At 70.3% G+C, this 13,251-nt stretch carries 10 protein-coding genes; 4 read left to right on the top strand and 6 right to left on the bottom strand.

The genetic code is table 11. The annotated features are described in order from the left end of the window. Positions 1-56: 56 nt before the first annotated feature. Both G9C85_RS16075 and G9C85_RS16070 read right to left on the bottom strand, forming a co-directional pair. Positions 57-2,450: an AAA family ATPase gene (locus G9C85_RS16075; RefSeq protein WP_166041876.1), complete on the bottom strand. Its 2,394-nt coding sequence runs from the start codon at positions 2,448-2,450 to the stop codon at positions 57-59. Between the two features lie 128 nt (positions 2,451-2,578). Then, positions 2,579-3,769 carry a sugar phosphate nucleotidyltransferase gene (locus tag G9C85_RS16070; RefSeq protein ID WP_166041874.1) on the bottom strand — a complete coding sequence of 397 codons (1,191 nt, stop codon included), beginning with the start codon at positions 3,767-3,769 and terminating at the stop codon, positions 2,579-2,581. A 223-nt stretch (positions 3,770-3,992) separates the two neighbouring features. Here G9C85_RS16070 and G9C85_RS16065 point away from each other — a divergent pair, with 223 nt between their 5' ends. Then, on the top strand, positions 3,993-4,277 hold the full coding sequence (locus G9C85_RS16065) for a hypothetical protein (RefSeq protein ID WP_166041873.1): 285 nt from the start codon (positions 3,993-3,995) through the stop codon (positions 4,275-4,277). Between the two features lie 21 nt (positions 4,278-4,298). Here G9C85_RS16065 and G9C85_RS16060 read toward each other — a convergent pair whose 3' ends face one another. After that, entirely contained in the window at positions 4,299-5,843 is a 1,545-nt protein-coding gene (locus G9C85_RS16060; protein WP_166041871.1) for a hypothetical protein, read from the bottom strand. Positions 5,844-5,951: 108 nt separating this feature from the next. Next, positions 5,952-6,356 (bottom strand): CBS domain-containing protein, encoded by a 405-nt coding sequence (locus tag G9C85_RS16055; RefSeq protein ID WP_166041870.1) that lies wholly within the window; start codon positions 6,354-6,356, stop codon positions 5,952-5,954. Between the two features lie 134 nt (positions 6,357-6,490). On the opposite strand from G9C85_RS16055, the gene mutS reads away from it, so the two are divergent. From mutS to G9C85_RS16040, 3 genes are all read left to right on the top strand, one after another. Then, positions 6,491-9,163: a DNA mismatch repair protein MutS gene (mutS, locus tag G9C85_RS16050; protein ID WP_166041868.1), complete on the top strand. Its 2,673-nt coding sequence runs from the start codon at positions 6,491-6,493 to the stop codon at positions 9,161-9,163. A 544-nt stretch (positions 9,164-9,707) separates the two neighbouring features. Continuing rightward, a complete protein-coding gene (locus G9C85_RS16045; RefSeq protein WP_166041867.1) occupies positions 9,708-10,718 on the top strand; it encodes a transcription initiation factor IIB family protein in 1,011 nt (336 codons plus the stop codon). 206 nt (positions 10,719-10,924) lie between these two features. Further along, positions 10,925-11,752 (top strand): TrmB family transcriptional regulator, encoded by an 828-nt coding sequence (locus G9C85_RS16040; protein WP_166041865.1) that lies wholly within the window; start codon positions 10,925-10,927, stop codon positions 11,750-11,752. A gap of 42 nt (positions 11,753-11,794) precedes the next feature. Here G9C85_RS16040 and G9C85_RS16035 read toward each other — a convergent pair whose 3' ends face one another. After that, a complete protein-coding gene (locus G9C85_RS16035) occupies positions 11,795-12,256 on the bottom strand; it encodes a cupin domain-containing protein (RefSeq protein WP_166041864.1) in 462 nt (153 codons plus the stop codon). A 93-nt stretch (positions 12,257-12,349) separates the two neighbouring features. After that, complete coding sequence (nucS, locus tag G9C85_RS16030; RefSeq protein WP_166041862.1) at positions 12,350-13,192, bottom strand: endonuclease NucS; 843 nt, start codon at positions 13,190-13,192, stop codon at positions 12,350-12,352. Positions 13,193-13,251: the final 59 nt, after the last annotated feature.

Here is a 13,251-nt window from a genome sequence, read left to right as displayed (position 1 = left end):
GTCTACTACGGGACGATGTCTGGCGATCAGGCGTCGGTCGGACCGGCGTGGCCCGCCTACTGGAAGCCGGCGCCGGTGTTCGCGTCGACGCGCTGCTGGCGCTGTCGGGACCGGTAGTCCGCGTACCGTTCGCGGGTTCGGTCGGTGACGCTCGGATCGACCTCGTCCAGTGCCGCTTCGAAGTCGCCGCGGTCGACGGTCAGGCCGTCCACGGCGTCCGCGCCGGCGGTCCCTTCTGCACCGGCAGTCGCTTCCGCACCGGCAGTCGGGTCCGCGGTGGTGCTCGCCGGCGATTCGTGCGATTCGAGGAACGACCGCGTCGCGCGCGCCGACGCAGTCCGACAGATCGCCTCGATGTCCGCGCCGACATACCCGTCGGTACGAGCCGCGAGCGCGCCCAGGTCGACGCCTGCGGCGAGGGGGACGTCCGCGGTCTGGACGTCGAAGATCTCGCGGCGAGCGCGCTCGTCGGGGACGGGGACGTGACACTGGCGCTCGATGCGACCGGGGCGGAGGAGCGCGTCGTCGATGAGGCTCGGTCGGTTCGTGGTTGCGACCACGAGTACGTCCTCTGCCTCGCCGAGGCCGTCCAGTTCCGTGAGCAGCTGGCCGACGACGCGCTCGCCGACGCCCGAGCCGGACGTGCGGCCGCGTTCGGCCGCGACCGCGTCGATCTCGTCGAAGAGCACGATCGCTGGCGCGTTCTTCCGAGCGCGCTCGAAGACGTCCCTGACCCGGGATTCGGACTCGCCGACCCACTTCGAGAGCAACTCGGGGCCCTGGATCGACAGGAGGTTGCACTCGGACTCGGTGGCGACGGCGCGCGCGAGCATCGTCTTCCCCGCGCCGGGCGGCCCGTAGAGGAGGACGCCGCTCGTGGTGTCCAGGCCGGCCTGGTCGAGGACGGTCGGGTACTTGAGCGGCCACTCGACGGCCTCCCGGAGCGTGCGCTTCACGGAGCCGAGGCCGCCGACGTCCTCCCACGTGACCGTCGGCACTTCGACCTGCATGTCCCGGAGCGCGCTCGGGTCGGCGTCCTCAAGCGCGGTTCGGAAGTCCGCAGCGGTCACTTCGGGCGCGGTGCGGGGCGACGTCTCGGTGAGGTCGCCGTCGTGCGACCGCTGGAGGGCGGCCATCGCGGCCTCCTGGACGACGCTCGCCAGGTCCGATCCGACGAACCCGTGCGTGCTGTCCGCGATCGACTCCAGGTCGACGTCGTCCGCGAGCGGGACGTCGCGCGCGTGAATCGCGAGCACTTCCTCGCGCTCGTCGCGGTCGGGGATCGACACCTCGACCTCGCGGTCGAAGCGCCCGCCGCGACGCAGCGCGGGGTCGATGGCGTCGGGGCGGTTCGTCGCCGCGATGACGACCACGCCCGCGGTCTGGTCGAGGCCGTCCATGAGCGTGAGCAATTGCGCGACGACGCGGCGCTCGACGTCGCCCGCGGCTTCGGAGCGCTCGGGCGTGATCGCGTCGACCTCGTCGATGAACACGACCGCGGGTGCGTTCTCCTCGGCCTCCTCGAACACCTCGCGGAGGTACTCCTCGGACTCGCCATAGTAGCGGCTCATCACTTCGGCGGCGGGCAGCGACACGAACTCGGCGTCGACCTCGTTCGCGACGGCGCGCGCGAGCAGGGTCTTCCCCGTCCCGGGCGGACCGTGGAGGAGGACGCCCGTCGGCGGGTCGACGCCGAGGTCGTCGAAGAGGTCGGGTCGCTGGAAGGGGAGTTCGACGAGTTCGCGGACGCGCTGCATCGCCTCGTCCAGACCGCCGACGTCGGCGTACGTCGTCCCGGGACGAGTCCGCTGGACGTCCGTCCCGCCGCCACCGGATTGTACCTTCGTCTCCCCGCCGTCGCTGCGGGCCGCACGGTCGCCGCCGCTCGCTCCGTCGTCGCCGCCCGAGGGCTCGTCGTCGCGAGCACCGGGACCCTCGTTCCGTCCGGCGTGGTCGTACGCGCGCACCTCGAGCTCCGTGTCGTTCGTGACGCGTACGACGCCCTCGGGGCGCGTCGCCGCGACCGCGACCGGGATCGACTCCCTTTCGGGCGCGCCCTCGTACGTCGTCGCGATCGTCGTCCCCGCGGCGAGGTGACAGTCCTCGAGGTCCGCGAGGAGCGAGTGCTCGAACGACGACAGGGACGCGAACGGTTCCTCGACGCCGACGAGTACCGCGTCGGCTGGCGTCGGCGACGCGGCGGCGACGTCGACGACGTCGTCGACGTCCACCTCGAGTTCGTCGCGGTGGTCGGCGTCCAGTCGCACGATGGCCGTCCCCTCGTCCTCGGGGTAGCCCGGCCAGACGCGCGGGAGGACCGTTCCCTCGTCGCTCGTCACTTCGACGAACTCACCGCTGAGGAGGTCCATGCGAGACATCGCGGCGATGTCGACCGCCGCGAGGCCGTTCCCGACGTTCTCCTCTCGGAGTGGCTTGACGGTAAGTTCCATGGTGTCAGATGTGGCGTGTTCGAGACCGACTCGACGTTCGTATCGGTCAGTCGGTCACCCGTTAGTTACATTCCGCCTAGCGGATCGCTGCCCCCGGTAGCCGGCGACTGTCTCCGCTCGGAGAGCGGTCAGTCGTGGGAGACGGTCGCGCCGTCGTCGATGGACGCGTACCGCTCGAGCGTGACGCCGGCGTCGAGCGTCGCCTCCATGCCGGTGCTCGCGCTTTCGCCAGCGACGACGCCGATGCAGTCGCGGTCGGTGGACCGCCGCTCGTGGTCGTCGTGAGCGACGACGCACGGGGCGTCGTGCCGGAGGTTCGCGACGCGCGTCCCGCTCCCGAAGTCGACGTCGGGCGCGAGGACGCTGTCGGCGACGAACGCGTGCGGGCCGAGGTGGACTGCGGAGAGCAGTATCGAGTGCCGGACTTCGACGCTGTGCCCGAGCGTCGCGCCAGGGCCGACGTACGTGTACGGCCGGACGTACGCGTTCGGACCGACGGTCGCGTCCGCGGCGACGATCGCCGGTCCCTCGACGACCGCGCCGGTGGCGACGCTCGCACCGGATTCGACGCGGACAGCTCCGTGGAGGCGCGACTGCGAGTCGACGTCGCCCTCGACGACGGGGTCGTCGGTGGCGTCTGCCCACTCGTCGAACGCGACCCGGTTCGCGCGGAGGAGGTCGCCGGGCGTGTCGACGTCGACGTAGTCGCCGAGGTGGACGGGGCGGACGTCGTGCCCGTCGGCGGTCCGTTCGACGATGCCGGCGATGTCGCGCTCGCCGTCGTCGTTCGCGGGGACGCGCGTCCACTCGCAGGCCTCGCCGGGGAGCGAGCACGCGCCGGCGTCGACGTACGTTCCGGCCGAATCGTCCGAGAGCGAGGCGACGTCCATGGGGCCGCCGTCGCCGACGATCATCGCCTCGTCGCCGCCCTCGGCGCGGGCGGTGACGCCGACGGCGGGGACGGTCGCGTACAGCGACGCCAGGTCGTCGACGTCGAACAGGGCGTCGCCGGGCAGGACGACGAAGTCGTCGTCGAGATGTCGGCGTGCGACGACGAGCGCGTTCGCCGTCCCCACGGGTCGGGGCTGGACGGCGTAGGTCACGGTGACGCCGTCGACGGTTTCGCCGAGCGCGCGCGTGAACGGTTGATAGTAGGGCGGGACGACGACGACGAGGTCCGTCGCGCCGCCGGCGACCGCTCGCCGCGCGGCACGCTGGAGGAGGGGTTCGCCGGCGACCGGGAGCAGGGGCTTGGGTACGGACGACGACACCGGTTCCAGGCCCGACCCGTCCCCGGCGGCGAGGAGCACGGTCTGCATGGATACGCCCCTTGCTCGCTGCCGGGCATTACTATGCGTCGGCTAAGTGAGCGCTGCGGGACACTACCACAGCGGTATATAGCGTTTACTCGCTGGAGTGAAGACGAACCGACGCCGTCGAAGCCGGTCGATTCGTCAGAGAGAGACGCACCGACGACGTCGAATGATGGTCGCCTCTCGGGTCTCACGGTACGTTGATACGTCGACGGACCGACGTTCGAACGTGACCGACGAGAGCGATGACGGCGTCAGGACGTGGCTCGTCGAGCGGACGTACTCGGACGACGAACAGAACCTCGTCATCCTGACGTACGCGACGCCCGACGGCCGACGGTACTTCCGGAAGGAGCGAGCCCTGACGTCGTTCAGCGACGCGCGCGAGACCGAGGTATCAGTGCTGGCCGACCCGAAGAACCTCGGGCCCGTCGACGACCCCGAGCAGGTCGAGTGGTTCTCGACCGAAGCGTCGCGCATGGCCGCGAAACACGACCCCGGTGACGTCCTCTGAACGCCACCGCGTGCGCCCCGTCTACTCGTCGAGTTCCCACGAGACCTCGTACTGCTCCCCCCGGAACTCGAACGCGATCGTCTTGCTGTCGTACCCGGTCGTGCGCTCGGCGTACCGGTCGCTCGTCTCGACGTCGACGCGCGTCACGTCGTCGTCGAAGACAGCGAGCGCGTTGCGGAGCGCCCGGTACCGGTCGCGCATCACCTGCTCTGCGATCACGCGACGCGGTTCCGATCCACCTGACGAGCGTTCGAGCGAGAGGACCGCCGGCTCCGTCGACTCGCGCTCGGCGGCGTGCGCGTCCGTCGCGACCGTGACCGCGTCGCCGTCGCGGGTCGCCGACGCGTCCTCGGTCGGAACGATCGAGCGCTCGGGGCCGACGAGTTCGACGAGCGCGGCACTCTCGTCGGTGCCGGCGCCGTAGCCGGCGACCGCGGCGTACGTGCCGCCGCCGAGCCAGCCGACGCTCCCGCCCGGCCCGTAGTACTCCGGGTCCGGGAGCGCCTCGCCGTGGTACGCGTTCAGGACGTACCGCTTCCCGGTCCCCGGCGCGAGGCCGCGGCAGTCCGCGGTGTGAATGTACGGCGTCACGTGGAACCACTCGCCGTCGACGAGCTTGTAGAGGTTCCAGTGCCCGCACTGGGCGACGCTCCGCGAGCGGTTCACGGCGACGAACTCGACCTGCTCGGGGAGGGTCCCGCGCTCGACGTCGGGTTCGACGAACACCGCGGTCGTCTCGTCGGCGTCGTGGTACCACGAACGCGTCGAATCGCCCCGGTGCGCCGGCACGCGCTCGCCAGCGAACCGCGACTCGGTCGTCGGCCCCGGTTCGCTGGTCCGCCACGTCGCGATCGCCATCTCGGCGTCGCCCGCCTCGAACTCGTATACCGCACTCCGCGGGAACGGTTGCTCGCGCTCGGGGTGCGCGACGACGTGGTACTCGCCGAACGCGTACTCGCCCGCGCCGAGGGTCGCTCGCTCGACCGACCAGTCGTCGAGTCGCGTCGCCCGCCAGCGGCCGTCCGCGTCCCGCTCGACGCCCGGTGCGTCCTCGACCAGGGGATTGTTCGCGGTCGGGACGAGGAACAGCCGCGTCTCCCAGTGCTGCGTGAACCGTTCGTGCGGTCGCCCGACCGCGTGCGGGGTGTCACTCTCGGCGCGACCGAACGCGGGGAGATTCGACAGGTCCACGACCTGCTCGTGGTCCCTTTCATTGACCGCCCACGAGCGGAGGACTGCGGGCGAAGACTCCGTGGCGGTCGACGCCCACTGTACCTGGAACGTGACGCGGCCGTCGACGAACTCGCCGGTACGCGGAATGCAGTACGTCTTCGGAGCGGTCTCGAGGTCCAGGGCGTCGAACGACAGCTGGTCCTCGGGCGGGGCTGGCCCGTCGGGACCGTCGTCGTCGGCGGTCGTCGCTCGCGTGGTGTCGGGCTCGGTCGTCGTCGCAGTCGCCGTCTCGTCGGTCGCGGTCGTCCGGCTCGTCGTCGATTCGCCGGAGCGACTCGCACAGCCGGCGACCGCGGTCGAGCCGAGGACCGCGAGGAGGGATCGGCGGCGCATACTCTGGCAGTGACCACCGATCGGTAAGGGCCTTGGGTAGCCTCAAACGCCGATTGCACCCAGGGTGACAGGGGGCTTCGAGCCCGTCGATTCGTCCGCGCGAACCCGTCAGTTCGGGCTGGGGTCGTAGATCGTGGAGACGTACGCCGCCAGGTCGGTGGTGGTCACGATACCCATCGGCGTGCCGTCGTCGTCGACGACGGGCATGTGGTGGATGCCGGCCTCGAGCATGCGGTTGGCGACCTCCTCGATGGGTTCCTGCGCGTTCGTCGTCAGGACCTCCGTCGACATGTACTCCGAGACCGGCGTCTCGTCCTTGGGCTTGCGTTCCGCGACGATCTTCACGAAGTCCGTGGTCGTGAGGATGCCCCGCAGGCGGTCGTCGTCGTCGACGACGAGGACGCTCCCGATGCCGCGGTCGAGCATCGTGTTCGCTGCGTCCTCCACGAGCGTGTCCTGCGCGACGGTCTCCGGGTCTGACGTCATCAGTTGCGCGACGAAAACGTCGTCCATACGGAACGATACTCGGGTCCCCGTAAAAAACCGTACGGAACCGCCTGGCGTTCGTCGGCGGACAGAGGGGTATCGTCGACTCGACGCACGCGGGTTCCGTGAAGTTCTTCCCGCACCGTACCGGAGTCGCGTGCATGGAATCGGCGCTCGGGCCGCCGCCGGAGATGGCCCAGAAGGAAGCCGAGCTGACGCCGATGATGAGCCAGTACTTCGAGCTGACCGACCGGTACGACGACGCGCTCGTCCTCTTCCAAGTCGGCGACTTCTACGAGGCGTTCTGCGACGCGGCGCGCGCGGTCTCCCGCACGTGCGAGGTGACGTTGACGAAGCGCGAGGACAACACGGGCCGGTACCCGATGGCGGGCGTCCCGATCGACAACGCGGAGTCGTACATCGAGCGACTGCTCGACGCCGGCTACCGGGTCGCGGTCGCGGACCAGGTCCAGGACCCCGAGGAGACCAGTGGCGTCGTCGACCGCGCCGTGACTCGGGTCGTGACGCCGGGAACGCTCACGGAGGACGAACTCCTCGGGGGCGCGGAGAACAACTTCGTCGCCGCGCTCGCAGAGGGCTACGGGCTCGCGGTACTGGACGTTTCGACGGGGGACTTCTACGCGACGAACCCGTCCTCGCCGGCGGCGGTCGCTGACGAGATCGGGCGGTTCGCGCCCGCGGAAGCGATCGTCGGCCCGGACGTGGCCGCGGACGCGTTCGATGCAGACTGCATGGTGTCTCCGTACGACGAGTCGGCGTTCGACCGCGAGACGGCGGCCGAGCGCGTCCGCGAGTACTTCGGCGACCCCGACGAGTACGCCATGACCGAGGCAGAAGTTCGAGCCTGCGGTGCGCTCCTCGCGTACGCCGAGTACACGCGCGGCGGTGGCGCGGCGGCCTCGGGCGAGATTCCCGAGGACCCCGAGACGGCGGACGAACGCGAGCGACTCGGGTACCTGAATCACCTGACGCGGTACGACCCGCGCGAGTACGTCGTGCTCGATCCGACCGCACTCGAGTCCCTCGAGCTGTTCGAGCGACGGAGCGTCCGCGGCGTCCAGGGCGCGACGCTCTCGGGCGTGCTCGACGAGACCGCGAACGCGCTCGGTCGCCGCCGGCTCCAGGAGTGGCTGCGGCGACCGCTCCTCGACCCAGCACGCATCGAGCGCCGACACGACGCCGTCGGGGAACTCAAGCACGACGTCGTCACGCGCGAGGCGCTCCACGACGCGCTTCGGGACGTCTACGACCTGGAGCGACTCATCTCGCGAGTCTCCCGCGGTCGAGCGAACGCGCGGGACCTCCGGTCGTTGCAGGACACGCTCGACGTCGTCCCGACGCTGAAGGAGACGCTCGCGGACGCGGAGAGTCCCCTCCTCGTCGACATTCGGGAGGATCTCGACGAGCTCGCGGACGTCCGCGAGCTGATCGGGGACGCCATCCGGGCGGAGCCGCCGATCGAGGTGACGGAGGGCGGCGTGATCCGCGAGGGCTACGACGACGAACTCGACGAACTGCGGGCGACCGAGCGCGACGGCAAGCAGTGGATCGACGACCTCCAGGCGCGCGAACGCGAGCGCACTGGCGTCGACTCGTTGAAAGTCGGCCACAATCAGGTCCACGGGTACTACATCGAGGTGACGAACCCGAACCTCGACGCGGTGCCCGAGGACTACCAGCGCCGGCAGACCCTGAAGAACTCCGAGCGGTACTACACGCCGGCGCTCAAGGAGCGCGAGGAAGAGATCGTCTCCGCCGAGGAGCGCGCGGACGCGCTGGAATACGAGCTGTTCCGGGACGTCCGCGAGCGCGTCGGGGAGGAGACCGAGCGCGTGCAGGGGGTGGCGGACCGGGTCGCGCGCCTGGACGTCCTGGTGTCGTTCGCGGCCGTTGCGGCGACGTTCGATTACTGTCGGCCGACGTTCTCGGGGGCTGGCATCGACGTCGAGGGCGGTCGGCATCCGGTCGTCGAGCGCACGCAGGAGTCGTTCGTGCCGAACGACGCACAGTTCGACCGCGAGGAGTTCCTCGCGGTCGTGACGGGCCCGAACATGAGCGGGAAGTCGACGTACATGCGGCAGGTGGCGTGCATCTGCGTGATGGCGCAGGCGGGCAGCTTCGTGCCGGCGGCGTCCGCGGACCTCCGCGTGGTCGACCGCGTGTTCACGCGCGTCGGCGCGAGCGACGATATCGCGGGCGGCCAGTCGACGTTCATGGTGGAGATGACGGAGCTCGCGGACATCCTCGCGGACGCGACCGCGGACTCGCTCGTGCTCCTGGACGAGGTCGGACGGGGGACGAGTACGACGGACGGGCTCGCGATCGCGCAGGCGGCGACGGAGTACCTCCACGACGAGGTGGAGGCGGTGACGCTGTTCGCGACCCACCACCACGAGCTGACGGCGGTGGCGGACGACCTCGATGGGGCGTTCAACCTGCACTTCTCGGCGACGGAGACGACTGGCGAGGTCCGGTTCGACCACGAGGTCTCTCGCGGTGCTGCGACGGCGTCCTACGGCGTCGAGGTGGCGCAGGCCGCGGGCGTCCCGGACAGCGTGCTGGCGCGCTCTCGAGAGTTGCTCGCCCGTAGCGAGGCGGTCGACGCGGACGTCGTCGACGTCGGTGTTGACGAGGCCGACGCGGCCGCGAACCCTGCGAGCGAGCACGCGACGCTCGACGAGTTCGCGGCGGCGGACACCGTCGCCGTCCCCGAGTCGGTCGTCGACCGGCTCCGGTCGGTGACCGTCGCGGACACGACGCCGATGGACGCGCTCGCGCTCCTGGACGAACTCAAACGCGAACTCGACGACTGACCGTCGCGGGTCCGCGTCAGTTCCCGCTTCGGGGTCCGTTCCGTTCCACTTTGACGGGTTCTCTTCGCCTGTATTCGTTGGCTTCGAGCCCGTTCTGCGGGGAGCGAAGCGGACCGCAGCGACGGACCCCTAACTAGTCGGGTATCGACGCCTTTTCCGTGTACGTCCGACCATGTGTTGTGGCGTCGCGAGACGATTGCGTCACGTGACCGCTCTCGGTCCGATCTGCCCACCGAGGAATTGTCCACATCATCCCACCCAGGGATCACCCAATCCAACCCACGGATCACCCAAGCCCACCGACGATTCACCCAATCCCACTGATGAATCACCCCACGAATCGACCCGCGGCGGGTCGAGCACCCATCACCCAGTCGGGACGCGGAGGACCGGGACGGACTCCAGCCGCCGTTCGACGGATCGGACGGCGACCGCGACGGCCACACGTTTTGTTACTATCTCAGTAGTCTCGGAGCGACACTATTATAGTAGTATAGATACTACGTTGGGTTGTAGCAGGGCTATCGGCGCCCGAGGACCGACGATGACAGGAACCAGATTCGAGACGGCGTCCGAGCGGGATCGCACCGACCGCGAGCAGGCGACGGGCGGTCGCGAAGCAGCGCGGACCGACGAGTCGGAGGCGGTCGACGAGTGCCCGGAGTGCGGCGGCCGCCTCGAGGCCGACGAGACCCACGGCGAGACGGCGTGCCGCGACTGCGGCCTCGTGGTCGACGAGGACGCCGTGGACCGCGGCCCCGAGTGGCGTGCGTTCGACAGCCAGGAGAAAGCCGAGAAGTCCCGCGTCGGCGCACCCACGACGAACCTCATGCACGACAAGGGCCTGTCGTCGGTGATCGACTGGCAGGACAGGGACGCGTACGGCGGTCAACTCTCCGCGCGCAAGCGCAAGCAGATGCAGCGCCTCCGGGCGTGGGACGAGCGGTTCCGCGCGACGAGCGCGAAGGACCGCAACCTCAAGCAGGCGCTCGGGGAGATCGAGCGGCTGTCGAGCGCGCTCTCGCTCCCGGACCCCGTCGCGGAGACCGCGAGCGTCGTCTACCGCCGCGCGCTCGAGGAAGACCTCCTCCCCGGCCGGAGCATCGAGGCCGTCGCCACCGCGGCCGTGTACGCCGCCGCGCGCCAGTCCGACGTCCCGCGGAGCCTCGACGAGTTCGAGCCCGTCAGTCGCGTCGACCGCCGCGAGTTCGCTCGCGCGTACCGGTACGTCGCTCGCGAACTCGAACTGGCGATGGAGCCGACGAACCCAGACGACTTCCTCCCTCGATTCTGTTCCGAACTGGACGCGTCCGAAGAACTCGAGCGTCGCGCCACGGACTTGCTGTCGGCCGGGAAGCGCGCGCACGTCCACAGCGGCAAGAGTCCCTCCGGGCTCGCCGCCGCCGCGATCTACGCCGCCTCCAGGCTCCTCGACCAGGAGTTCACGCAGGAGGAGGTCGCGGACGTCGCCGACGTCAGTGCCGTCACCATCCGGAGCCGCTACCGCGAACTCCTGCGGGCAGCCGACGACCGGAACGTCGCGACTGCTGACTGAACCCCCCGTCCGGCGCGACTGCTGACTGAACCCCCCGTCCGGCGCGACTGCTGACTGAATCGCCCGTCCGGCGCGATCGCTTCGGTCCGCGACGGCGTCGGGGTTCTATGGTCCTCGGTGGCGTCGTCGTGGCCGTCGCCGAGTAACGTATTTCAGTGCGCGATGGCAATCACCTGGAAACGAATGCCTGCACGCCGAGGAACATCATGACCGAGTACGACACGGACGACGCCGTCGGCGAGACGGAGGCGGTCCTGGAAGCCCTCGGGTTCACCGAGTACGAGTCCAAGTGCTTCGTCGCCGCGACGCGCGTCGGGACGGGCACGGCCAAGGAGGTGAGCGAGGTCGCGGACGTGCCGCGGGCGCGAGTGTACGACTGCATGGAGTCGCTCGGCGAACGCGGCCTCGTGGACGTCCAGGAGGCGAACCCGAAGCGCTATCGCGTCGTTCGGCCGGAGACGGCGGTGGCGACGCTGCGGCGTGCGTTCGAGGACCGCTTCGAGCGACTGGACGCGCTCCTGCCGTCGCTACACGCGACGGCGACGGAGACAGAGGACGACGACGTCTGGGTGATCGAGGGCGGGGCTGACGTCGCCGAACGGATGACGACGCTCGTCGGGGACGCCGAGGCGTCCGTGATCGTCGCGGTCGGCGCGGAGGGACTGCTCACGGAGGAACTCCTCTCCGCGCTCGTGGCGGCGGCGGACCGCGGCGTGGACGTGACGGTCGGGTCGCCGGGCGAGCCGGTGCGCGAACGCGTCGCGGACGCCGTCCCCGCGGCGACAGTCCAGGAGACCTGGACGTGGTGGGAGACGTTCCCGATCCGACCGGGCGCGGTGTCGAGCGTCCTGCTGGTCGACGGGCGTGCGCTCCTCGTCAGCAGCGACGACCCAGCGTCGCTACCGGGGCGGGAGGGCCATCGGGCGGTGTGGACCGACGGCGCGAACACGCCGCTCGTCGGACTGCTCAGACCGCTGCTGGAACGGGCGGTGCGCGGGGAGGCGCAGACGACCGGCGACCCGTCGCCGATCTGAACGCGAGGTATCGCTTCGACCGAACGTTCTGCACGTCGGCGTTCAGACGTCGACGGTGTTCCCGCATTCGGGGCACTCGAGGTGCTGGCCGTCCGCGGTCATGACGAACTGGAGGGTGTCGCTGTCGCCGCACTCGCGGCACGCCATCGGGACGCGGACGTCCGTGCTCTCCTGGGGTCCGCCGAGGGCGATGACGACGGCGTCCTCGTCGGTCTGGTTCCCGCTCGTCTGGTAGTCGCCGGGCGCGAACCGGATGGCCTCGTGCGGACCGACCTCGACCTCGGTCTCGGGCGTCTGGAACGTGACCGTGCCTTCGGCGACGTAGAACACCTCCTCCTGGTCCATGTGCGTGTGCATCCCGCCGGAGAGCGCTTGCTCGGGCTCCAGCCGGTAGTAGTTGATCGCGAGGTGCTCGGCGTTCAGGTGCTCGGTGAGGCCGCGTCGGTCCACGTCCTCGCCGCCGAAGAACCGCGGTTCGACGTCGTCGATGTCGACTTTCTCCATGCACCCCACTGCGGAATCGAGCGTGGAAGGCGTTCCGGTTCACCCCGCCGCCTGCTGGTTCCGCCGTCACGCCGTTCGGGATGCGAGCCGCCCTCACCCGTCGAACGCGTGCGTCGAGATATCGCTGCTCTCCGCGGAGTCCCTGGGGTCGACCCGCGCGAACTCGAGCCCGCGTTCGGCGAGCAGCTGGCGGGCGCGGTCGGTGAGACCGGGCGCGACGAGGACGCCACGGGGGTCGGCGTCGGCGTGGGAATCCCTGGCGAGCGCCTCGACGTACCGGTCGAGTTGGCCGACGGCGTCCGGCCCGGCGCGGTCGCGCTTGAGTTCCAGGACGACGGGGCGCCCGGTCGCGTCCTCCGCGTAGACGTCGACGGGGCCGGCGCGCGTCCGGCGTTCGGTCGCCAGCGGGACGAGGCCGGGTTCGACGCGGTCCGGGTCGTCGAGCACCAGCGACTTCAGGTCCGCCTCGGTCCCCGATTCGGTCGCGGCGTCCGGGTCGTCGACGGCGAGTACCGACACGAGGTCGAGCGACGTCCACGTCACGCGGAGGCACTCGGAGCCGTCCTCGATACCTTCGGCATCGTCACCGCCGACGCGACCGTCGCCGAGGAGGACCCGGAGGTCGCCGTCGTCTGTCGCCTCCACGACGACGCGGTCGCTCGACGGCTGCGGGTGAACGGGTCGGTGTCCGCTGGCGTCGTGGACGAGCACGGTCCCGTCGGGCTTGAACGTCCCGTGGCGGCACGCGAGCGCGTGCGTGCTCGACGTCGTCCCATCGTAGGCCACGGTACATTCGCCGACGACGGTCGCGTACGCGCCCGACCGCCGCGCGTCGTCGAGAACGTCGGCGGCCGTGGTCGCGTCCGGGTCCGAGACTGTCCGTACGCCCGACTGGCCGGATGGCTCGGACGGAGTGGGCCCGCTGTCGAGCGTCACGAACGAGCGTAACCATCGCCCGCAGTTAAGCGTCGCGACCGCGCTGGCCGTACCTTCCG

Origin of the sequence: Halorubellus sp. JP-L1 (genome assembly GCF_011440375.1) — an archaeon.
Lineage (GTDB): Archaea > Halobacteriota > Halobacteria > Halobacteriales > Natrialbaceae > Halorubellus.
This window is presented reverse-complemented; position numbering and strand designations above follow the sequence as displayed.

Excerpts from the sequence above, each read along its gene's own strand:
- G9C85_RS16075 (WP_166041876.1), bottom strand. The coding sequence starts at position 2,450 with ATGGAACTTACCGTCAAGCCACTCCGAGAGGAGAACGTCGGGAACGGC.
- G9C85_RS16070 (WP_166041874.1), bottom strand. The coding sequence starts at position 3,769 with ATGCAGACCGTGCTCCTCGCCGCCGGGGACGGGTCGGGCCTGGAACCG.
- G9C85_RS16060 (WP_166041871.1), bottom strand. The coding sequence starts at position 5,843 with ATGCGCCGCCGATCCCTCCTCGCGGTCCTCGGCTCGACCGCGGTCGCC.
- G9C85_RS16055 (WP_166041870.1), bottom strand. The coding sequence starts at position 6,356 with ATGGACGACGTTTTCGTCGCGCAACTGATGACGTCAGACCCGGAGACC.
- mutS (WP_166041868.1), top strand. The coding sequence starts at position 6,491 with ATGGAATCGGCGCTCGGGCCGCCGCCGGAGATGGCCCAGAAGGAAGCC.
- G9C85_RS16045 (WP_166041867.1), top strand. The coding sequence starts at position 9,708 with ATGACAGGAACCAGATTCGAGACGGCGTCCGAGCGGGATCGCACCGAC.
- G9C85_RS16040 (WP_166041865.1), top strand. The coding sequence starts at position 10,925 with ATGACCGAGTACGACACGGACGACGCCGTCGGCGAGACGGAGGCGGTC.
- G9C85_RS16035 (WP_166041864.1), bottom strand. The coding sequence starts at position 12,256 with ATGGAGAAAGTCGACATCGACGACGTCGAACCGCGGTTCTTCGGCGGC.